The 21060-nt window shown below is 68.9% G+C and carries 18 protein-coding genes; 5 read left to right on the top strand and 13 right to left on the bottom strand.

All coding sequences use genetic code 11. The features are described from left to right. The first annotated feature begins 2 nt into the window (after positions 1-2). Entirely contained in the window at positions 3-1682 is a 1680-nt protein-coding gene (locus KEG38_RS00550; RefSeq protein WP_272416978.1) for an NHL repeat-containing protein, read from the top strand. A gap of 9 nt (positions 1683-1691) precedes the next feature. Here the strand turns inward: KEG38_RS00550 and KEG38_RS00545 are convergent, their stop codons facing one another. Both KEG38_RS00545 and KEG38_RS00540 read right to left on the bottom strand, forming a co-directional pair. Next, complete coding sequence (locus KEG38_RS00545; protein ID WP_272416977.1) at positions 1692-2498, bottom strand: SDR family NAD(P)-dependent oxidoreductase; 807 nt, start codon at positions 2496-2498, stop codon at positions 1692-1694. Next, positions 2479-5187, bottom strand: coding sequence for a M1 family aminopeptidase (locus KEG38_RS00540; RefSeq protein WP_272416976.1), 2709 nt, complete (start codon positions 5185-5187; stop codon positions 2479-2481). Before KEG38_RS00540 ends, KEG38_RS00545 begins: the two co-directional genes overlap by 20 nt. A gap of 81 nt (positions 5188-5268) precedes the next feature. Here KEG38_RS00540 and recD2 point away from each other — a divergent pair, with 81 nt between their 5' ends. The 3 genes from recD2 to KEG38_RS00525 all read left to right on the top strand — a co-directional run bounded on the left by recD2 (position 5269) and on the right by KEG38_RS00525 (position 9532). Beyond that, the gene (recD2, locus tag KEG38_RS00535; protein ID WP_272416975.1) at positions 5269-7593 is read left to right on the top strand and encodes an SF1B family DNA helicase RecD2; all 2325 of its coding nucleotides are present in this window, start codon (positions 5269-5271) and stop codon (positions 7591-7593) included. A 188-nt stretch (positions 7594-7781) separates the two neighbouring features. After that, complete coding sequence (locus KEG38_RS00530) at positions 7782-8912, top strand: tetratricopeptide repeat protein (RefSeq protein ID WP_272416974.1); 1131 nt, start codon at positions 7782-7784, stop codon at positions 8910-8912. Positions 8913-9088: 176 nt separating this feature from the next. After that, entirely contained in the window at positions 9089-9532 is a 444-nt protein-coding gene (locus KEG38_RS00525) for a response regulator (protein ID WP_272416973.1), read from the top strand. On the opposite strand, the gene KEG38_RS00520 is transcribed toward KEG38_RS00525, so the two are convergent. The 11 genes from KEG38_RS00520 to KEG38_RS00470 form a co-directional block, all read right to left on the bottom strand. Then, positions 9527-10363, bottom strand: a complete 837-nt coding sequence (locus tag KEG38_RS00520; RefSeq protein ID WP_272416972.1) for an HAD hydrolase family protein — start codon at positions 10361-10363, stop codon at positions 9527-9529. The two genes, KEG38_RS00525 and KEG38_RS00520, sit on opposite strands and share 6 nt — an antisense overlap. 122 nt (positions 10364-10485) lie before the next feature. Beyond that, a complete protein-coding gene (rpmA, locus tag KEG38_RS00515; protein ID WP_272416971.1) occupies positions 10486-10740 on the bottom strand; it encodes a 50S ribosomal protein L27 in 255 nt (84 codons plus the stop codon). Positions 10741-10751: 11 nt separating this feature from the next. Further along, complete coding sequence (gene rplU, locus KEG38_RS00510) at positions 10752-11060, bottom strand: 50S ribosomal protein L21 (RefSeq protein WP_272416970.1); 309 nt, start codon at positions 11058-11060, stop codon at positions 10752-10754. 258 nt (positions 11061-11318) lie between these two features. Next, positions 11319-11615 carry a His-Xaa-Ser repeat protein HxsA4 gene (hxsA4, locus tag KEG38_RS00505; RefSeq protein WP_136933506.1) on the bottom strand — a complete coding sequence of 99 codons (297 nt, stop codon included), beginning with the start codon at positions 11613-11615 and terminating at the stop codon, positions 11319-11321. 53 nt (positions 11616-11668) lie between these two features. Next, positions 11669-13183 (bottom strand): His-Xaa-Ser system radical SAM maturase HxsB, encoded by a 1515-nt coding sequence (gene hxsB / locus KEG38_RS00500; protein WP_272416969.1) that lies wholly within the window; start codon positions 13181-13183, stop codon positions 11669-11671. Continuing rightward, positions 13180-13422, bottom strand: a complete 243-nt coding sequence (locus tag KEG38_RS00495; RefSeq protein WP_272416968.1) for an HxsD-like protein — start codon at positions 13420-13422, stop codon at positions 13180-13182. Before KEG38_RS00495 ends, hxsB begins: the two co-directional genes overlap by 4 nt. Continuing rightward, on the bottom strand, positions 13419-13901 hold the full coding sequence (gene hxsD / locus KEG38_RS00490; protein ID WP_272416967.1) for a His-Xaa-Ser system protein HxsD: 483 nt from the start codon (positions 13899-13901) through the stop codon (positions 13419-13421). The genes KEG38_RS00495 and hxsD overlap by 4 nt, the downstream gene beginning before the upstream one ends. A 57-nt stretch (positions 13902-13958) precedes the next feature. Beyond that, on the bottom strand, positions 13959-15998 hold the full coding sequence (locus KEG38_RS00485; RefSeq protein ID WP_272416966.1) for a MopE-related protein: 2040 nt from the start codon (positions 15996-15998) through the stop codon (positions 13959-13961). Positions 15999-16004: 6 nt separating this feature from the next. Beyond that, a complete protein-coding gene (locus tag KEG38_RS00480) occupies positions 16005-16856 on the bottom strand; it encodes a radical SAM protein (protein WP_272416965.1) in 852 nt (283 codons plus the stop codon). 4 nt (positions 16857-16860) lie between these two features. Continuing rightward, positions 16861-17406: a hypothetical protein gene (locus KEG38_RS00475; protein ID WP_272416964.1), complete on the bottom strand. Its 546-nt coding sequence runs from the start codon at positions 17404-17406 to the stop codon at positions 16861-16863. Between the two features lie 135 nt (positions 17407-17541). After that, entirely contained in the window at positions 17542-20175 is a 2634-nt protein-coding gene (locus KEG38_RS00470) for an ATP-dependent Clp protease ATP-binding subunit (protein WP_272416963.1), read from the bottom strand. A 515-nt stretch (positions 20176-20690) separates the two neighbouring features. Between KEG38_RS00470 and grxC the strand changes: the two genes are divergently transcribed. Continuing rightward, complete coding sequence (grxC, locus tag KEG38_RS00465) at positions 20691-20993, top strand: glutaredoxin 3 (RefSeq protein WP_272416962.1); 303 nt, start codon at positions 20691-20693, stop codon at positions 20991-20993. Positions 20994-21060 lie beyond the last annotated feature (67 nt).

Raw genomic sequence — 21060 nt, 5'->3', positions numbered from 1 at the left:
CAATGAAACGCTTTTCGTTCACCCTCGCCGGCGTCACCTCGCTCGGCGTGATGGCGCTCGTGGCGTGCTCGCCGGAGGAGCGCGCGTTCGACACCTCGACCTCGGGCACGGGCGGCGCGGCCGGCGCGGGCGGCAGCGGCGGCGGCATCGTGTGCACGCCCGACGAGCAACGCTCCTGTTACAGCGGCCCGCCCGGCACCGAGGACGTCGGCACGTGCAAGCCGGGCATCCAGGTTTGCCTGCCGAACGGCACGGGCTTCGGCGAGTGCGGCGGCGAAGTGCTGCCGCAGCCCGAGGACTGCCTGACGACCGAGGATGAAGCGTGCAACGGCGCCGATGCGCTCGAATGCCCGCCGCTCGGAAACGGCTGGCTGAAGACGTACGGTGAGACGCTCTCCGTGCAGCTGATCTCGGACGTCGCGATCGCCCCCGACGGCAACATCGTCATCGCGGGCGGGTTCGGCGGGACGATCGATCTCGGCGGCGGCCCTCTCGCGAGCACGGGCAGCCTCGACATCCTCCTCGCGAAGCTCACGCCGAAGGGCGAGGTCGTCTGGGCCAAACGCTTCGGCGACTCCGCCCTGCAACAAGCGAACGCCATCGCCATCGACAAGAGCGGCGCGATCTACGTCGGCGGGCGCGTGCTCGGCGCGGTGGACTTCGGCGGCGGCGTGCTGACGAGCAAGGGCTCGGACGACGCGTTCGTCGCGAAGTTCGACGCGAACGGCGACCATGTGTGGAGCAAGCTCTTCGGTGACACAGCCTCGCAAGAGGTGACGTCGATCGCGGTGACCAACGCGAACCAGGTGGTCGTGGCGGGCAACTTCGCCAGCACCATCAACTTCGGGGGAACCGAGTTCACGTCCGTCGGCGTCGACGACATGTTCCTCGCGAAGTTCGACGAGACCGGCTTCCACGCGGGATCACGACGCATGGGTGGACAGGGAGCCGACGATCTCCGCGCGATCGCCGTCACCGACACGGATCACATCGTGGTCACCGGCAACTTCGCCAGTGGTCTCGAGTTGATCGCCGGCACCCCGTTCACGAGCAAGGGTGGTTTCGACGTCTTCGCCGCGCAGTTCAATCCGAGCCTCACCGCGATCTGGGCCCGTGGATGGGGCGACCCGATGGCACAGCAAGCATTCGACGTGGCGATCGCGTCGAACGGCGACGTCTTCCTCACGGGCACGTTCGAGGGCGCCCTCGACGTCTTCGGACAGCAACTGCAAACAGCCGCGGATGGGGCGCGCGCGCTCTACGTGGCGCGCATCGCGAGCACCGGAGACAACGTCGTCTGGGCGAAGGCGATCGGCGACGCGACGTCGTTCGTGGAGCAGGCAAACATCACCGTGGGCACGGCCGATCAGCTCGCGCTCGCCGGCACGTTCCAGGGCGGCATGGACTTCGGCGGCGGGCCCCTCATGGCCATGGATGCCGGCGACGTGTTTTTCGCGAAGCTCGGTGGCGCCGACGGCGCGCACGTCTCGTCGCGTGTCCTCTTGAGTGGTGGAAGCAAGGACAACGACGCGCCGAACTCGGTGCTTGCGTTCGCGCTCTTGCCGACGGGCGATCTGATCGTCGGTGGTCAGCACCACGCCCCGTTCTTGATCGAAAAGGCGCTTGTCGGTGCGTTCGACGGCAAGTCCGGCGACGCGTTCCTCGGTCGCTTCTTGCCCTGAGCGACGCGGCTACCGGCCTCCGCGCGCCTTCTTCCCCATCTTCGACAGAAACGGCCTCACGAGCGCCTTCGGCAGCGCGTCCACCGTCATCGCCATCGCCCGCGGCACGACGCCCGGGATGACGCGCGCTTGCCCGCGCTTGAGCCCCAGGACCGCCTCCTCCGCGCACGTCACCGCGTCCACGTACACCGCTTTCGGCAGCTCCGGCCGCACGTCGCTCCCCGCGACCTCCTGGAACTCCGTCGGCACCGGACCCGGACAAACCACCGTCACCGACACGCCCGTCCCCGAAAGCTCCGCGCGCAGGCCCTCGCTCAGGTGGTTCACGTACGCCTTGCTCGCCGCGTACGTGCTCATCGCGGGCGACGGCAGGATCCCCGCGATCGATCCGACGTTCAGGATCGCGCCGGACCCACGCGCCACCATCGGCGGCACGAGCCGCGCGAGCAGCATCGTCGTGCTCACGACGTTGAGCTCGAGCATCCGCTCGATCTTCTCCCAGTCGCGCTTCTCGAGCAGGCCGTAGTCGCCGAAGCCCGCGTTGTTCACGAGCACGTCGATCACCTCGCCCGCCTGCGCGAGGTCGTCGAGCATTGCGCCGAGCGCCTTCCTGTCGAGCAGATCGACCGCGCGCACGAGCACACGCAGGCCCGGCCGCGCGGCCGTGAGCTCACGCGCGAGCTCGTCGAGCCGCTCACGCCTGCGCGCGACCAGCACCAAGGCCGCGACCTCACGTCCGAGCACACGCGCGAGCTCGCGGCCGATCCCCGCGGACGCGCCGGTGACGAGCGCCGTCTTACCGCGAAGCTCGTTCATCCTTCTTCCTCTTCTTGCCCTTGTCGCCCGACTCCTTCTCGGCCTCGGGTTTCTCCGTGTCGCGCACGTGGAGGATGCCGTTCGGCTTGCTCGTGGCCTCCTTCGGCGCGAGCAGCGCTTCGAGCTTGCCGAGGCGCGCCTTCAGATCGGCGTGCTCGCTCCGCAGCGTCTCCAGGTCCTCACGCAGCCGCTCGGCCTCGCGTTTGCCCGCGCCGCCGAGGTCCCGCAACGCCTCGCGGATCCGCCGCCGCACGCGACCGTCGAGCTCGCGATCGATCTGGCGCGAGAGCGGCCCGCGCGACTTCGCGTCGCCGATGTCGACGAGCGCGCGCACCACGTCCACCTTGAGGTACGGATCCGACTGATCGAGCAGATCCTCCAGCGCCTCGCGCACCTTTCGATCCGTCGAGAGCTTCGGCAGCGCCATGATCGCCGCGCGCCGGCCGCGCGTGGGGATCCCGTATCGGGTCCGCGTGAGCACGTGCGCCTGCGCGCGCTCGTCACGCAGGGCCGCGAGCCCATCGAGCGCGCCCGCGCGGACGATGTCCGACCACGAGGGGCGATCGAGCACCTCGATCAGCGTATCGAACGCGACGCCCTGCCGGGTCGCGCCGAGCGCGCGCGCGGCCTCCGCCTCCACGAGGTAACTCGCGTCCCGGAGCGCGAGGCTCTTCAGCGCCTCCGCGGCCTGCGCCTTGCGGAACTTGCCGAGCGCCGCCGCGACCGCGCGCCGCACCTTCGCGTGCCCCGTCCGCGCGTGGGCGACGAGGTGCGTGAGCGCGTCGTCGCTGCGCACCTCGCCGAGCGCCGAGGCCGCCTCCGCCCGCACGCCCCAGAACTCGTCCTCCTTCGCGAGCGACGCGCCGAGCGCGCGTGTCGTCGCCGGATCGTCGAGCTTGCCCATCAGGCTCGCGGCGAGCAGCCGGCCGCGCGCCGTCTTTGCCCCCGCGAGTTGCGCGCGCAGCATGTCGGCCGGGCACTCGACCCGCACGTCGCCCACGATCCGGAGCTCCGGATCCACCACGACGAACGCCGGCCGCTTCGGCACACGAATCGTGAACGTCGCGGTCGCCGACTCCACGCGCCGCACCTCGCGCCGCACCTCGCCGTCGATGGAGATGTCGAGCTCGAGGTCGATCGCGAAGACGTGCGTCCCGGCGTCGTCCTTGTCCTTCTCCTTGCTCTCTTTCGCGGCCTGGGCTTGCTTGACCGATACGGTCAGGGCCTCGCCGTCGTGATCGAGCTTCACCTCGAGCTCCGGGTGCCCTGCGCGGAACACCCACTGCTCGAAGAAGCGCTCCAGGCTCTTGCCGCTCGCCTCTTCGAGCGCGCGCATGAGGTCACGCGTCTCCACGATCCCGCGCGCGTGCCGCTCCAGGTACGTCTTGATGCCGCGCCAGAACGCCTCGTCGCCGAGCTCGAGCCGCAGCATGTGCAAGACGCACGCGCCCTTCTCGTAGAGGTGACGATCGAAGATGTCGATCGGCGCCTCGTAGTCCTGGCACACGATCGGCCGCCGATAACGCCCACCGGCCTCGCCGAGATACGCCGCCACGTCGCCGCGCACGCCGTGCTCGTACTCTTCGCGGCCGAGGTAGCCCTCGCGATCGACGTGCTCCATGTACGTGGCAAACCCCTCGTTCAGCCACGCGTGGGACCAGTCGCGGCACGTCACGAGGTCGCCGAACCAGTGGTGCGCGAGCTCGTGCGCGATGAGGTCGTCGGCCGTCACGTCGATCGCGGCGCGCTCGTCGAGCAGGATGTGCTCGTACATCGTCGTCGCGGTCGTGTTCTCCATCCCGCCGAAAATGAAGTCGCTCACCACGATCTGCGAGTACGTCTTCCACGGGTACGCGACGCCCGTGAGCTTGCCGAAGCGGCGCACCATGTCCGGCGTCCGCCGGAACGTGCGCTTGCCCTCGTCGGTTTTTCCTTTGGGCACGAAGTAATGCAGACGAACGCCGTCGGCCTCGTCGTCGATCCGCTCGAACTCGCCCGCGACGAGCGTGAACAAGTAGCTCGGGTGCGGGTCGTCCATCCGGTAGCGGTAGACGCCGCGTTGCTCCTCGTCCTCGTCGCTCTCGCGCGTGCCGTTCGACAGCGCGAACCAGCCCTCGGGCACCGTCACGCGCAGCGAGGTCGACTGCTTGTTGTGCGGCTTGTCGATGCACGGGAAGAAGTGCCGCGCGTCCTCGTCCTGGCACTGCGACCAGACCTGCGCGGGCCGATCACGCACGTGCTCGTCCGGCGCGAGGAAGTAGAGCCCGCGCCGCGGCGTCGCCGAATACCGCACCCGCACCGTCACGCGCGAGGCCGCTTCGGGGACCGACACGCGAAGCGTCTGCCCGTCGTACACGTGTTCCACCGCGGCGAACTTGCCCTCGTCGCCCACGCGCAGCTCGACCGCTTGGAGGTCGAAGCCGACGGCGTCGAGCGCGAGTTCTTTCGCGCGCGCGTCGATGCGTGAGACATCGAGCGTCGCCTCGCCCGCGACGGATTTCTTCGGCACGTCGAGGCGAAGGTCGAGCGCGATGTGCGTGACCTGAAACGGCCGAGCCCGTTCGTACACGCGCTGCACGCCGGCGAGCGCGAACGGGCGCCCGGAAGCAGCGGAAGCGGACGAGTGGGCGTAGGACGAAAGCGTTGATCCGCACGCGCAGCGGTCGTGGAGGCGGTGCTCGAGGCTCATCGGGCGGCGAGTCTTACCCAACAAACTCGCCGAGCAAAGCCCCTCCCCGCGGGAAAACCGCGCTAGCCTCGCCCCGCGCCCATGAACCGCCGCGGACGCACGCCTCTGCTCGCCGGGGGGACGGGCCCGAAAAGCCCGGCCGGGGCCGCGTCACGCCCGCGATCCGGGCCCCAAGGCCCCGCGCAGCACACGCTCTTCGCCGCGCAAAAGGCCGCTCCCTCGAAGGACGGCACCGTGACCCTCGAAGGCGAGGTCGTGCGTGTCACGTACGAAAACGACCAGACGGGCTTCCGGGTCGTGAAGGTCGCGATCGACGGCCACGAGGCCCCTCTCCCCTGGGTCGGCCGCTTCCAGTCCGTCGCCCCCGGCACGCGCGTCCGGGCCACCGGCCGCTACGAACGTGATGGTCGCCACGGCGACCAGCTCCGCGTCGAAACGCTGCTCGAGATTGCTCCCTCGACTTTGCAGGGCCTCGAAAAGTACCTCGGCTCGGGCATGGTCCAAGGGGTCGGGCCTGTGTTCGCCAAGCGGATCGTCGAGACGTTCGGCGAGGACGCGCTGCGTGTGCTCGACGAGGAGCCCGAGCGCCTCGGCGAGGTGCCGGGGCTCGGCGCACGACGCGCCGAGGCCGTGGCCAAGGCCTGGGCGTCGCAGCGCGTCATCCGCGACATCATGATCTTCCTCCAACAGCACGGCGCCTCGGTCGCGCTGGCGACGCGCATCTACAAGCGGTTCGGCGCCTCCGCGATCGAGATCGTCAAGCGCGCACCCTACCGACTCGCGCTCGACGTGTGGGGCGTCGGGTTCAAGACGGCCGACCAGATCGCGCGTGCCATCGGAGTTTCCCTGGACGCACCCGAGCGCGCGCAGGCCGGCGTGATGCAGATGCTGAGCGACCTCGCGGGCAAGGGGCACGTGTATGCCGAGCGAAATGCGCTCGTCTCGGCCACCACGCTCATGCTCGAACGCGAGGAGGAAGGCGTCGATCGCGCCATCGACGTGCTCGCGCTCTCGGGCCGCGTGCGTGTCGAAACGCTCCCCTCAGGCGAGGTCGCCGTCTACGAATCCTCGCTCTACGAAGCCGAATCACGCCTCGCCGCGCGCCTCCTCGCGCTCCTCCGCGCGCCCGGCCGTCCTCTCTCGGGCCGCCGCGGCGAATCGCCGGAGGCCGTGGCCCAAGCCGCGATCGAGAGCTTCGAGGCCCGCACGCGTGTCGCCCTCGCGCCCGCGCAGCGCGACGCGATCGAGCAAGCCGCCCGCAACAAGATCCTCGTCATCACGGGTGGTCCCGGCGTCGGAAAAACCACGATCGTCCGGGCGATCCTCTCGCTCTTCGACCTCGCGGGCCACACGGTGCGCCTCGCCGCGCCCACGGGTCGCGCGGCCAAACGCATGAGCGAGGCCACGGAGCGCGAGGCCGTGACGCTCCACCGCATGCTCGAGTTCGACCCGAAAGAGCGTGGCTTCCTCCGCAAGAAAGGCCGCGAGCTCGAGGCCGACGTGCTCATCGTGGACGAGGCCTCGATGATCGACCTGACGCTCTGCGACGCGCTCACGCAAGCCGTCTCCGACGGAGCCCGGCTCGTGCTCGTCGGCGACGTCGATCAGCTTCCGTCCGTCGGCCCTGGCGCGGTCCTGCGCGACGTCATCGCCTCGGGCGCGATCCCCACGGTGCGCCTCTCGCAGATCTTCCGCCAGGCCGAGGGCAGCCTCATCGTGCAGAACGCGCACCGCATCCACGATGGCGAAAAACCCGAAGGCGCGACCGACAAGCGCGGCGAATTCTTTGTCTTCCAACGAAATAGCCCGGAGGAGGCCGCCGCCACGATCCACGAGCTCGTCACCGAGCGCATTCCGCGTGGCTTCGGCCTGCATCCCGTGCGCGACGTGCAGGTCCTCTCGCCGATGAACAAGGGCCCCGTCGGCACGATCACGCTGAACGAGACGCTGCAGCGGACGCTCAACCCGGACGGTCCTTCGGTCACGCGAGGCGGCAAGCTCTTCCGCCTCGGCGACAAGGTCATGCAGCTCAAGAACGACTACGACCGCGAGGTCTACAACGGCGACGTCGGCATCGTCCGCGCGATCGACGCCGAGGCCGGAACGCTCACGGTCACGTTCGACGGCCGGGACGTCGCCTACGAAGAGAGCGACCTCGACGAGCTCGTGCTCGCCTACGCGACGAGCATCCACAAGAGCCAGGGCAGCGAGTATCCGGCCGTGGTGATCACGCTGCTCTCGCAGCATTTCGTGATGCTCTCGCGGAACCTGCTCTACACGGCCGTCACGCGCGGAAAGCGGCTCGTCGTGCTCGTCACGGACGGGCGAGCGCTCAGCCTCGCGCTCTCCGAGACGCGGCGCGAGGAGCGGCAGACGGGCCTTTCGTATCGACTCCGCCGCGGCTGACTTGTCGGTATCGAGGTGAGCGAAACGCCTCGGATCCTTGGCGGCCGTTGCTCTGATGGGGGCATCCTGCTAGCCTGCCCGCCCCTCGTAACAACGGCATTTTCCTTCCCGTTCGATGCGCGCCACAGCGCCGTCGAGCGGCGACCGCGGGCGCAAGGCGCGCTCCGCGTTTCCCGGGTGGAGCGACCATGGCGCAGAACGGACAGCAGGGTGGAGTGGCGGCGGGACTTCAGATCACGGGCGGCGCGGCCATCATGGCGCCCGTCAGCGCATTCCCCAACGGAGTGCCTGGCAACGCTCTCATCGTGATTCCCCTGTCGAAGGTCGACGACGAGACCAAGGCCATGCTCGACAAGGGCCCGTCGCTCGTGACGCCCGAGCAGATGTGGAAGCTGCTCGGCTTCAACGGCCCCGCGGTGCAGGTGCAGGACGACCAGGGTCGCCCGATCGCGATCGGCCTCGAAGACCTGCTCTCCGGCCTGGAGAAGCACTGGCAGGAGCAGCCCGACGACCTCAACCGCGCGCGCATCTACGCGCAGGAGCTCCTCAAGTACAACCGCCTGCAGCGCGCCGAGCAGGTGCTCTCGAAGGTCGTGGCGAAGGGCGGCACGGGCGACGACTGGCTCGCGCTCGGCATCGCGCAGCTCCAGCAGGAGAAGTTCGACAAGGCCGAGGGCACGCTGAAGGGCGCCCAGAACCTCCTCAAGGACAACCCCTACCCCTCGCTGCACCTCGCGAAGGTCTACCAGCAGAAGAAGGAAGTCGAGAAGGAGCGCGAGTTCGTCGACAAGGCGATCGGCATCAGCATCGGCTGCATCGACGCGTGGGCCTACCTCTACCAGTTCCTCAAGCAGCACGAGGGCGAGGACAAGGCGATCGCCGAGATCGAGAAGATGGCCGCCGACAAGAAGAGCGCCGCGCCGTACATCGCGCTCCAGGGCTTCTTCGCGAACGACGATGCGACGCGTGATCGCGCCGTCACCTACGCCAAGAAGGGCGTCGAGATCGCGCCCGACGATCCGCTCGCGCTCCTCTGTCTCTCGGCGCTCTACGGCCAGAAGGGCGACCTCGAGGCCGTCATCCGGCTCCTCCAGCCGCACGAGGCGAAGATGAGCCGCGACGTGCGCATCGCGAACAACTACTTCGAGGCCCTCTTCCAGTCGCGCCAGATCGAGAAGGTCACGAAGCTGCTCAACGCCCTCGCGGGTTCGCCCAACAAGGAAGTCAAGCAGTTCGCCATCGAGCGCTCGCGCCTCGTCGCGCAGTTCCTGCAGCAGCAGCAGCAGCAGCTCGCCGCCGCCTCCCAGCCGCGCAAGTAACAGCGTCGCGCTCCCCGCGTTCGGGGGCTCCGCAACACGCGTCGAGCCCCCGGACAAACCCCCCGAACATCTCGCATCCACAGCCGCGAACGGAGCACGATCCGTCCGCTCGGCATTTTCGTGCCGCACGTCTTTCACATTTGGAAGCAGGCAGAAACCCGGGTAATCTCCGGATCGTGCGCACGTGGCGACCGCGTCCCCCCGTCGTGCTCGTGGTCGATGACGACCCCGACATCTTGAGGCTCCTGGGGATGTGCCTGGAAGCCGAGGGGTGTGAGGTGCGCGAGACGATGTCCCCGGCGGCGGCCCTCGAGCGGCTCGACCGCGTCGACGTCGTCGTCGTCGACCAGCGCATGCCCGAGATGAGCGGCACGGACTTCATCGAGGCCGCGCGCGCACGCGGCTACGACTGTCGCTTCCTCGTGATCTCGGGCAAACGCGGCGCGCGCGCCGAGGCCGCGCAGGCCGGCGCCGAAGGGTTTCTCGCCAAGCCCATCGGCATGCGCGACCTCATCGGCGAGGTCGAACGGCTCTTCTACCGCGGCTTCGCGCCCCCCTCGCACAGGGGCGTGCCGAGCGCGCCTATCTCCGGCGTGCCCTCGTCGAAGAGCTCGTCATAACGTCCCCCAGGCCCGCTCGATCGCCTCGGCGACGCCCGCCTCTTCCGCGCTCCACGCGGAGAGCTCTTCGGTCGCGCTCTCCTTGACGAGCTGCGGCGCGCTGCCCATCGCGAACGATCGCCCCGCGACCTCGAACATCGGCACGTCGTTGAGCCAGTCGCCCACCGCGACGACCTCGTCCACCGTGCAGCCGTGATAGTCCGCGAGCCACGCGATCGCCGTGCCCTTCGTGGGCCCGGCCGCGCGCACCACCATCGCGTGTGTGTCGGCCCCGCGCGTCACCGCGAACCGGATGACGAACGCCGCGCCGCCGAGCTCGCCTTCGAGCTCCTCCGCGGCCGCGTGCACGCTCTCCTTCGAGCCGATCGCCACCACCGCGAGCAGCCCTCGCTCGTGCTCCCAGTACGGATGTGACGTGACGCGCTCGACGACCGTCACCCGCGGCGACCACGTGCGCACGTAGTTGCTCCACGGCGCGCCCGCCGCGTCGTGCACGATGCTGTCGTGCGCGAACACGAAGCTCGCCGTGCCATGCCGCTCGAGCACGCGCCGGAGCTGCACGGCGTGATTGCCTGCGAGCGAGGCGTGGTAGTGCTCGCGATCGTCACGCGCGTCGACGATGTGGCTCCCGTCGACGCAGGCGATCGGCCCCTGGATGCGCGCCGCCACGGCGGCCTCGCGCGAGCCCGAGTAGAGCCGGCCCGTGCAGATCGTCACGGCCACGCCGCCGCTCTGCAAGCGCTCGATCGCCCAGCGATCGCGCTCATTCAAGGAGCCGTCGTGACGGAGCAGGGTGCCGTCGAGGTCGAGGGCCAGGAGCTTGTACGTCATCGCCGCGGTTTGTCCTCGCCGCTCAGCACGCGTGATCGTTGGATCCCAAATGGACGACGGGCGATCGACGGGGTTTTTCCCGTCGTATCGCCCGGCTCGTCTCGATCACGAACGACGCAGATTCAGGCCGGATAGACCGAGACCTGCTTCTTCGTGTTCGACTTCCACTCGTACTTCACGACGCCCTCCACGAGGGCGAAGAGCGTGAAGTCCTTGCCCGTGCCGACGTTCTTGCCGGCGTGGATCGACGAACCCACCTGCCGCACGAGGATGCTGCCCGCCGGGACCGCGGTCCCCGCGTACACCTTCACGCCGCGCTTTTGCGCGCTCGAATCGCGACCGTTCCGAGACGAGCCGCCGCCTTTTTTATGAGCCATGCCGGTTTCTCCTAGGCGCTGATGCCGGTGATCTTGAGCTCGGTGTACGGCTGCCGGTGCCCGGTCTTGCGGCGGTAGTTCTTCCGACGCCGGAACTTGAAGATCACGACCTTCTTGCCGCGATCCTGCGCCTTGATCTGCGCCTCGACCTTTGCACCCGCAACGAGCGGCTGGCCGATCTTGGTGGCCTCGCCGCCGACGAGCAGGACTTCGTTGAACGTAACCGTGTCGCCGGCGTTGCCGCTCAGCTTCTCGACGCGCAGCACCTGGCCTTCGCTGACCCTGTACTGCTTGCCGCCCGTCTTGATGACCGCGTACATGTTCGTGCCCTCGAGCCCTACGACAGTTGCTTCACCGACGCACTCCGCCGGGAAACAAGGGAGCGGAAGTATACGGACGCGCGTCCGTTCCGCAAGCTGATCAAATGCGCCTCCGTCCCTTTGGATCCAGAGCCTCCGCAAGAGGTCGGTCCGGGCAGGCTGGAAACAGGGGCGGACAGGGGATCAAGGCGGACGAACGGGGCCGTTTCGCCCGCCAGGCGAGAGGTATCCGAGACTGTGGGCGCGCCGGGGGACGGTCTACCAGCTGCCGTGCGAGCCGTGCGAGCCGTGCGAGCCGTGCGACCCGTGGCTGCCGTGCGAGCCGTGCGAGCCGTGCGACCCGTGGCTGCCGTGCGAGCCATGCGAGCCGTGCGAGCCGTGCGACCCGTGCGAGCAATGCTGCGCCGGGATCACGCCACCCGCGTCGTCGCCGATCACGCCGGCGCGATCCGCCTCTTCGCTCGCCTTCGCGCCGACCTCGCTCTCCGTCTTGGAAAGCATGCCACCCGGCTTGCGGGAGAAGCTCGGCAGCCCACCTGTTCCGTTGTTCGCCATCGTGGCCTCCCTGATCCCAAGTCCCGTTGCGCCCCGCGTCGATTCGTTTGCCCTCAAGATGCCGACGACGCGTGGATGAAGTGCGTTCGCGCCCGGACCGTGGTCCAGCGCCGGAGGATCTCGACCGTCTTTGGGTCGTTCTCGCGCAGTTTGTCGAAGAGAAAATCCTGGATGCCCTTGTGGACGGCGCACAAGGTGCTCTCACGCATCCTACCGAAGATCGTGCCCTGCGTCCGGTAGCTGTGCTCGGGCTGCACCCCACAGTACGGCGTGTACGTGCAGTTCACGCAGTCGGGCTGCGCCTCGCGGATCGACGCAAGCACGAGCGCGCGCACCGTCTCGTGTTTCATGAGCGAGCGATACGTCGAGGTGAACACGTCGCCGATCTGGAACGCGGGATCGCCGGTCTCGTACATCATCCGGCCTTCGTCGCTCGAGAAGATCTTCCCGTCGTAGTTGTAGGCGAGGGCGCCGATCCCCGAGCCACTCGGCGAGCGGATGTCGAGGAAGTTCGGGTCGTCGTCGCCGAGGATCTTCGTGAGGAAGATCGAGCCGTACCGCTCGAGGACCTGCTCGCCGCGCCGGTTGAGGTCGAGGATGTGCTCGACCGCGGTGCGGTAGAAGTTGTGGTACGCGGCGCGGTCGTACTCGACGATCTGCGCGGTCTTGCCCGCGAAGCCGAAGGGATCGACGGGGCGGAGGAAGATCGCGCGACACCCGAGGCCGACGTACGTGTCGACGATCTCCTTCGGGTACTTGAGCGCCTCGCGCGTCGTCGTGAGCAGCGCTTCGACGTGGTAGAGCGTCGGGTCGAGGCCGATGTCGATGTAGGCCTTGTTGATGCGCTCGATCCACTTCACGGCCTCGCGATGCGCGTTGCCGCCGGCGAGGATGCGCTGCTTCGTGTGCAGGTGCTCCGGGCCGTCGATGCTCGTGCAGATCTGAACCTTGCGATCGACGAGGAAGGCGAGCTTCTCCTCGTCCATCATGGCCAGGTTCGAGACCATCGTGAACTCGAGCCCCTTGCCGTAGGCGCGGTTCCTCGCAAGGGCGTACTCGATGACGTGCTTCATCACCGGGAAGTTCGCGAGCGGCTCGCCGCCCTGGAACTCCAGCGTCACCGAGGGCGAGGTTGACTGGAGCATCAGGTCCACGACCTTCTCGCCGATCTCCGGCGTCATGTCGGTATGGACCGCGTCCATGTTCGCGCGGCTCGCGTGGCAGTAGACGCACGTCTCGTTGCAGCGGAGCGTGACGACCGCGATGTGCAGGTTCGGCCCCCAGTTGAGGAACCGCTTCTTGTACGCGATGCGCTCGGCTGCCTTCGCCTGATCGAGGCCGTCGCGAAGGAAGTTTCTCGACGCGAGTTTGTCGTGGAGCGGCGAAGCGGGATCGAGCTCGCCGCGCGCGAGCGAGCGGAACTCGTCGTTCGTGACGAAGAGCCAGTCGCCGAGAAAGTTGGTGAGCAAAATATCTCCGCCCACCTCGCGGAACCGGAACGGCACGAGGCCCGAGGGAGACTTCGCCGCGGGGCCGAGCTCGGTGAAGAGCGTCGAGAGGCTCGTCACGCCGCACCTCCCGATCGCGCCTTCTCGATCGTCAAACCGAGCGCGTAGTTCGCGAGCTCCGCGGAGAGCACGCGCTCGTCGATGCCTTCGCTCGTGGCCTCGGGCTTCGCCGTCACCTTCACGACGTACGCGCCGCCATCGCGCGAGAGCTCGGCCGTCGCGTACGGAGCGTACGTCTTCACGGCCTCGTCGATCGCGAAGCCGTCGTAGAGCTCCTCGTGAAACCTGAGCTCGATCACGACGCCTTCTCGCCCCCCGACACGTTCTCGGCCGCGCCTTCGGCCTCGGCCTTCGTGCCCTCGGCCTTGCCCTTCTTCTTGTACTTCTCCTCCCAGCTCATCGCGATGCCGAGCGGATCTTCGAAGGCCGTCTCCTCGCCGATGTCCATCGCGAGCAACTCATCGAGCCCGGGCGGACCCGCCGCGCCGCCGAACGCGCGCGCCGTGATCGACTCGACGAGCTTCTTGTTCTCCTCGACGATCCGGAGGCGCCACGCCTGGCCGAGCAGCTCGTTCTGGAACTCACCCGCGAACGTCTGCGTGTCAGCGCCCGGCTTCTTCGCCTTGAGCGTCACCTGGATGCGCCGATCTCCCGCACGATCGAGGTGCACCCAGCAGCGATCGATGAAGACGTACGCCGCTCCGTAGATCGCATCCTTGGGGTACAGGCCCTCGTCGAACTCGATCCGAACCGAGCCCTCACCCAAGTGAAACGACATGTCGCTCATTCGCCCTTCGCTCCCGATGACGTACCGTAAGGTGCGTCCCGCCGCTCCTCACGGGTTCGTGGCGGTCACGGTATACTGATCGCACGTCGGCGGCGTACCGTTCTTGCGATACACGCGAACCTTGACAGACACGACCTTCGGGTTGTTGTCCGACCAGGGGCCCGTGGGACTGCCGTTCATGTTGTACTGATAATTCAGCTCCCAAACGGTGGCCCCCGCTCCCGTGCCGCCGTCGTTGCAGGTCGCGACGGTGTTGCAGTCGTGGAGCACGTCCATCCCGTACTGACCACCCGCGTCGTTCACGAGCTGGACCTTCGGCGTGTACGGCTGGCCGAGCGCCGCGGGCGCGACGAAGTTGAACGTGAGCCAGTCGCTGCCCACCGAGGTCTCGACCTTGCCGATCATGTTCACCGTGCCGCCCTTCGGCACGCTGACCGCGCCCGAGCTGACGCACTGGTTCGCGTACTGATCGGTCGCGCACTCGCAGCCGTTGCCCGGCGCGCCGTCGATGTTCGCGTAGCCGACGTTGCACTGCACGATCTGGCACTGGCCGCCGGTGCACGACCAGCTCGAGACGAACTGCGCGTTCGGGTTTTGCGAGGTGCACGCCGGGTTCGGCTGCATCTCGTCGACGGTGCCGTTGCAGTTGTTGTCCTTGCTGTCGCAGATCTCGGTCTGCGATCCGGGCGAGACCTGCGGGTTGCACGAGGAGCTTCCGCCCACGCAGACCGTGGTGCCCGTCGCGCACACGCCGGGGAACGCCGTGCTGCAGGGCAAACCGTTCACGAGAGCCGGATCGTCGATCGTGCCGTTGCAGTCGTCGTCCTTGCCGTTGCACGTCTCCTGGACCGTGCCGGGCAGAGGCGCGTTGCAGAGGAGCTGCGGCGCGCCGGCGGGGCACTCGAAGGTGCCGAACTGGCAGACGCCGAGCTGACCGGGCTTCGTGCACGCCATGCCGACCTGCGGGATGGCGTCGTCGACCATGCCGTCGCAGTCGTCGTCGAGGTTGTTGCACGCCTCGGAGAGCTGGCCGGGGACGACGTTCGGCATGCACTTCACGCCGTTCGCGCCATCGCACTTGGTCAAACCCGTGCTGCACAGGCCCATGAAGCCCGTCGTGCACTGCATGCCGCCGCCGGGGTTGCCCTCGTCGGTGTTGCCGTCGCAGTTGTTGTCGAGGCCGTCGCAAGCCTCGGGCTGCACGGGCGCGGGCGAGCACTTCACCGCGCCGTTGATGCAGTTCAGCGTGCCCTTCTTGCACTCGCCGAGGCCCGGCGCGACGCACGCGCCGCCGCCGCCCGGGTTGTCCTCGTCGATCGTGCCGTCGCAACTGTCGTCGAGGCCGTTGCACAGCTCGGGCTGCGGCGTGGTGTCACCCAGGCACGGGCCCCACTGGCCGTTCGCGTCGCAGGCTTGCGTGCCGGGCTTGCAGAGGCCGACGTTCTCCGAGCCCATCGGGCCCGTGTAGCAGCCCTTCGTCTCGCCCGTGATGCACGTACACCCTTCGTCGACCTCGCCGTCGCAGTCGTCGTCGAAGCCGTTGCAAGCCTCGGCCGGAGCCGGGACGACCTCCCCTTCGCACAGGCCCCACTTCCCGGTCGCGTCGCAGGTCCTCTCGCCTTCCTTGCACGCGCCGACGCCCTTCGTGCCGTCGGGGCCCGTGTAACAGGCCTCCTTCACGCCGGTCACGCAATCGCAGCCCTCGTCGACCACGTTGTCGCAGTTGTTGTCGACGCCGTCGCAGACCTCGGTCTGCGGCACGCACATCTGGCCGCCACCCGCGCCGCCGGCTCCACCCGCGCCGCCCCCGCCGCCGGCTCCACCCATGCCACCGGTACCACCCGTGCCGCCGATGCCACCAACGCCGCCCGTGCCGCCCGTGCCGCCGCCCGCGCCACCTTCGCCGCCTTCGCCGCCCCTGCCGCCAGAGCTCGAGCCGGTGCTGTTGCCACCCGTGGACGTGACGCTCCCGCCCTCGGCGCAGGACGAACCCGCCGCCGCGCCGATCACGGTCAGAAGCGCCGCGATGGCGATCCGTCGCACCTGCTTGCCCCGCTGCTCGTCACTGGCTTTGACGTTGCTCGCCATTGTCACTCACCGCTCCCAAGCAATGCTCCGGTTGACGCTCGGTGGTTTCGCTCGGACGAGCCGAGACGTTTCCACGAAGTTCTTGTCGGAGGCCGCGATCTCGACGCCGGTCGTCCGCGACGAACCCAGCCCCCCCGCCTCCGCGATCTCCACCTCGCCGAGGCCCGCGAAGAGCTCGCGCACCTCCGCGTGGCTCGCCTTCTCGCCCGCGAGCCAGCCCATTCCGAGCCGCGCCGCCTCCGCGAGCGCGCGCGTGAGCTGCGGCCGCACGAGATCTTCCGGCGCGACGATCCGATCCGCCGCGCGCGCCGCGCGGCCAAATCGTGAAGCCCTCGCGAGGTGCGCCGCGCGCGCCCCGAGCGCACGCGAAAGCTGCACGATCTCCGCGAGGTGACGATAGTTCGACCGCGTGATCACCGTGGTCGTCCCGACCTCGATGCCCTCGGCCCGCGCATGCCGTACGCCGAGCGCGGTCTGCTTGAAGCTGCCCGGCGTCTGCGTGTGGTAGTCGTGCATCGGCTCGGTCGAGCCGTGCAGCGAGACGTCGAGCGAGAGCTTGCTCGACGCCTCGCGAAGCGCGCGCGTATAGGCGCGGTACGCGAGCCGCCGGCCGTTCGTCTGCACCACGATGCGGCGCGCGCCGCGCTCGTCGAGTGCGCGGACAACCGCCGGTAGATCCTCGGCGAGCGTCGGCTCGCCGCCCTGCACGAACACGACGTCGCCCGGCTCGACGCGTAGGCCCCTCGCGAGATCGAGCCCTTCGGCCTCTCGCTCGCGCGGCGAGGCAGACCTCTCCCCTTGCGCGCAGAAGACGCACGCATTGTTGCAAGTCAAACCAAGGGAGAGGACCGCCGCCATGCCGTCAGCCCGGTCCCTCCGCCGGAACCAGGAGCGCGTCGCCGTGCTTGTGGATGCGCTCGGCGTGCGTGAGCAGATCGGACAGGCGCACCTCGCGCTCGTTCTTCGCGACGATCTGCGCGAGCGTCATGGCCGCGAGCCCCTGCTCCTCCTGCGTGGGCGCCCAGCCATTGCCGCCGTTCACCACGAAGATCGCGTGCCGTTCCGTCTCTGCGGGCGGCCGCTGCGCGAGCGCGGTGCGGTCGCGCGCGAGCAATTCCAGGTCGAACGTGTGCCCATCGTCCGTCCGAACCTTGATGCTCACACACCCGTTCACGACGGGATCGATCTGGACGATCGTCCATCGCGCGAGGCGCGCGCCCGCGGCGAGCGGGGCGAGCAGCTTGGCGACGTTCTCACGCGTCGGCGCATCGAGCGGTTTTTCGCTGTGCGCCGCGTCTTTTGCAGCGGGCGTGGTCTCCGGGCGCGCGGAGGCGATCACCGGTGCGGCAAGCACACCGCCCCCCACCACTCCCACGAACAACCGCCGCGATACGTTCCTGCCAGGCATGCCGGAGCCTCCTACACTCGCAGGATCTACGGTCGTCACGGCGGCGTCAATGTTTGCGCGGAGTCCCGATCCGCCGTCCTCGCAGCGAGCAAGGACGGGAACCGGCAACGCGACGCGTCAGCCGACGCGCCGCGCTCAGGCCTTCGTGAACGTGAACGAGCCGTCGGCCGCGCGGACGTGCACGATCTGTCCGGGGCCGTAGCCGCCCGCGAGGATCGCTTCGGCGAGCGGGTTTTGCAGCTCTTTCAGGATGGCGCGCTTGAGCGGCCGCGCGCCGAGCGAGGGCTCGTAGCCGATGTCGACGAGCAGGTCCTTCGCGGCGTCGTCGAGCTGCACCTTGATCTCGCGATCCGCGAGCAGCCGCTCGAGGCGCCGGAGCTGGATGTCCACGACCCCGCGCAGGTCCTGCTTGCTGAGGGCCTTGAACACGACGATGTCGTCGATCCGGTTCAAGAACTCCGGCCGGAAGAAGGCCTTGAGCTCCTCGAAGAGCACGTCGCGGATCGCGTCGCGCCCATCCTCGGTGCCGAAAAGCTTCACGTCCGTCTCCAGGATCCGCTTCGAACCGATGTTCGAGGTCATGATCACGACCGTGTTGGAAAAGTCCGCGGTCCTGCCGCGACCGTCGGTGAGGCGGCCGTCGTCGAGGATCTGGAGGAGCAGGTTGAACACGTCCGCGTGCGCCTTCTCGACCTCGTCGAAAAGCAGGACGCTGTAGGGCCTGCGGCGCGCGGCCTCGGTCAAGAAGCCACCTTGCTCGCTGTCAGCGTAGCCGGGCGGCGCGCCGATGAGGCGCTGCGCCATGTGCCGCTCCATGAACTCGCTCATGTCGAGCCGCGTGAGCGCCTGCTCGTCGTCGAACAAGAACTCGGCGAGGGCCTTGGCGAGCTCGGTCTTGCCGACGCCGCTCGGGCCGAGGAAGAGGAACGAGCCGATGGGCTTGCCCGGATCACGCAGGCCCACGCGGCCGCGGCGCACGGCGCGGGCGATCGCGCGCACGGCCTCGTCCTGGCCGACCACGCGGCGCGCGAGGCGCTCTTCCATCTTGAGGAGCTTCTCCGACTCGCCTTCGAGCATCTTCGCGACCGGGATGCCCGTCCACTCGGCGAGCGTGCCGGCCACGTCGTTCTCCGTGACCATGTTCGAGCCGGCCTCGGCGCCCTCGCGCTTCGCGGCCTGCTCGGCCGTCTCCAGACGGCGGCGGATCTCGGGCAAGGTCACGTGCTCGAGCTCGCCGATCCGCGCGTAGTTCTTCTCGCGTTGCGCCGTCGCGAACGCCTCGTTCGCCGCCGCGAGCTCCTTGCGGATCGACTGCACCGCCGCGACGACACCGCGGCGCGCCGCGATGGCCGTGCGCAGCTCCTTCGCGCGCGGCTCGACCTCGGCGAGCTCCTTCTCCAGTCGTTGCCGCGCTTGCACGCTCAGCCGATCGTCGTCGTCCGCGAGCGCCGCGATCTGCGCCTTGAGCGCATCCACGCGGCGGCTCAACGCGTCGACCTCCGCGGGCACGCCATCGACCTCGACGCGCTTGCGCGCGCTCGTCTCGTCGAGGAGATCGACCGCGGTATCCGGCAACGCGCGATCGGAGAGGTACCGCTTGGCGAGGCTCACGGCCGAGAGGATCGCGCTCTCGCCGATGCGCACGCGGTGGTGCGCCTCGTACTTCGTGGCGACGCCACGCAGGATCTCGGTCGCCTGATCGATCGACGGCGGATCCATGTTCACCACGGCGAAGCGCCGCAGGATCGAAGCATCCCGCTCGTTCAGCTTGCGAATGCCCTCGGGCGTGGTCGTCGCGAGGATGCGGATCTCGCTCCGCGCGAGCAACGGCTTCAAGAGGTCACCGACGCCCGAGCCCTGCACGCCCTGGCCGAAGAGCGCGTCGATGTCCTCGACGACGAGGATGGTCTCGGCGTCCTGAACGCTGCGGAGCTTGTCGACGAGGGCCTTGAGGCGCTGCTCGATCTCGCCGCGGAGCTTCGCGCCCGCGACGAGCGCGCCCGTGTCGAGCTCGTAGAGGCGCGCGCCGGCGAGGTTACTCGGCACGTCACCGCGCGCGATGCGATCGGCGAGCCCGCGGATCAGCGCGGACTTGCCGACGCCCGGCTCGCCTACGACGAGCGGATGGTTCTTGAACCGGCGCTCGAGGATCTGCAGGAGCCGCCGCGCCTCGCCGTCGCGGCCGATCACCGGATCGAACAGGTCCTTGCGCGCGTCGGCCACGAGGTCGCGCGTGTAGCCGTTCCCTTCGGCGCTGCCGGCCGCGCTCGTCACGATCGCCGCGGCCGAATCCCGCTGTGCCGGCGCCTTCGCTTCCCCCTCCGCGAGCGCGCCGAGGTGCGGACGGAACGCGCCCGGACCGATGCTGAACGACGAGAGGATCTCCCCCGCCGGCCCACGAATCTCCTGCGCGAGCGCGTGCAGGAGGTGCTCGATGCCGACGTTCGGAGACTTGTCCCGCGTCGCCTCACGCTCGGCTCGCCCAAGCAGATCGAGCAGCCGGGCGTCCACGTACGCGACGCCGCCCGTCGACTTCGGCTGACGCCTGAGGGCCGCCTCCGCGAGGTTCATCGTCTCGTTCGGGTCGGCGCCGGCGCGCCGGAAGACCTCGAGGACGCCGCGATCCCGCTCGAGCAAGCGCACGAGCAGGTGCAAAGGCGAGACCTCGGCATGCTTCCGGTCGTCGGCGAGCGCTTGCGCGCCCGCGACGATCTGCCGGGCGTCGTTCGTGAAGCGTTCGAGGTGGATTGTGCCCTCGGTGTCGGCCATGGCTCCTTTTTCTCACTAGGTGAGCAGCGCACGCAAGGGACGGCGCGTCGTGCTTCTAGGTCGGGTCACGGAAGGACGCCATCGGCCGCGATACTCCGCAGCATGCGCTCGGCGCATCGCCAAGCAACATCGGGAGCCCCTCGCTCCTCCTTGGGCGCCGCGCCAAGCGCACCCGGGAGCCCGAGGGCTCTTCCTTGGCGCCGCGCCAAGCGTACCCCGGAGCGCTCGGACGCTTCCTTGGCGCTGCGCCAAGCACCGTTCGACCTGTTCCGACCTTTCCTTGGCGCTTCGCCATCCCGGCTACCGGCCCTCCCGACCTCTGCTTGGCGCGTCGCCAATCACCACCCCGGCGCGAGAGGGCCGTCCGTGGCGCTTCGCCGAGCGCCCGCTCGGCTCTGCTCCCCTGTGCTTGGCGCTCCGCCTCGCGCCACCTCACCTCGTCCGACCCTCCCTTGGCGCTTCGCCGAGCTCTCGCGCACATCCCCGCCCTTGCGCCTTTCGCTCCGAGGACCGAAATGTCCAGCATCATGCCCGCCGACGTCGCCATCTACACGACCCCCTGGTGCCCCTACTGCCACCGCGCGAAAGCCTTGCTTTCCGGGAAGAAAGTGCGCTTCGAGGAGATCGACGTCGACACGCGGCCCGACCTCCGCCGCTGGCTCTCGGAGACCACGCGCCAGCGAACCGTGCCGCAGGTGTTCATCAACAACCGCCCCGTGGGCGGATTCACGGACATCGCGGCCCTCGATCAAGACGGCGAGCTCGACGCGCTGCTCGGCGAGGCCCCCCCGCCGGACCTGCCGCCGCTGCCGCGTTGATCGACGATGGGGCTCCGCTCGGACGAGCCGAGCTCTGCCCCATACCCCCGCGTCGTTTCTTCGAGAT

It is taken from the genome of Polyangium jinanense (assembly GCF_028435265.1).
GTDB lineage: Bacteria > Myxococcota_A > Polyangia > Polyangiales > Polyangiaceae > Polyangium > Polyangium jinanense.
This window is presented reverse-complemented; position numbering and strand designations above follow the sequence as displayed.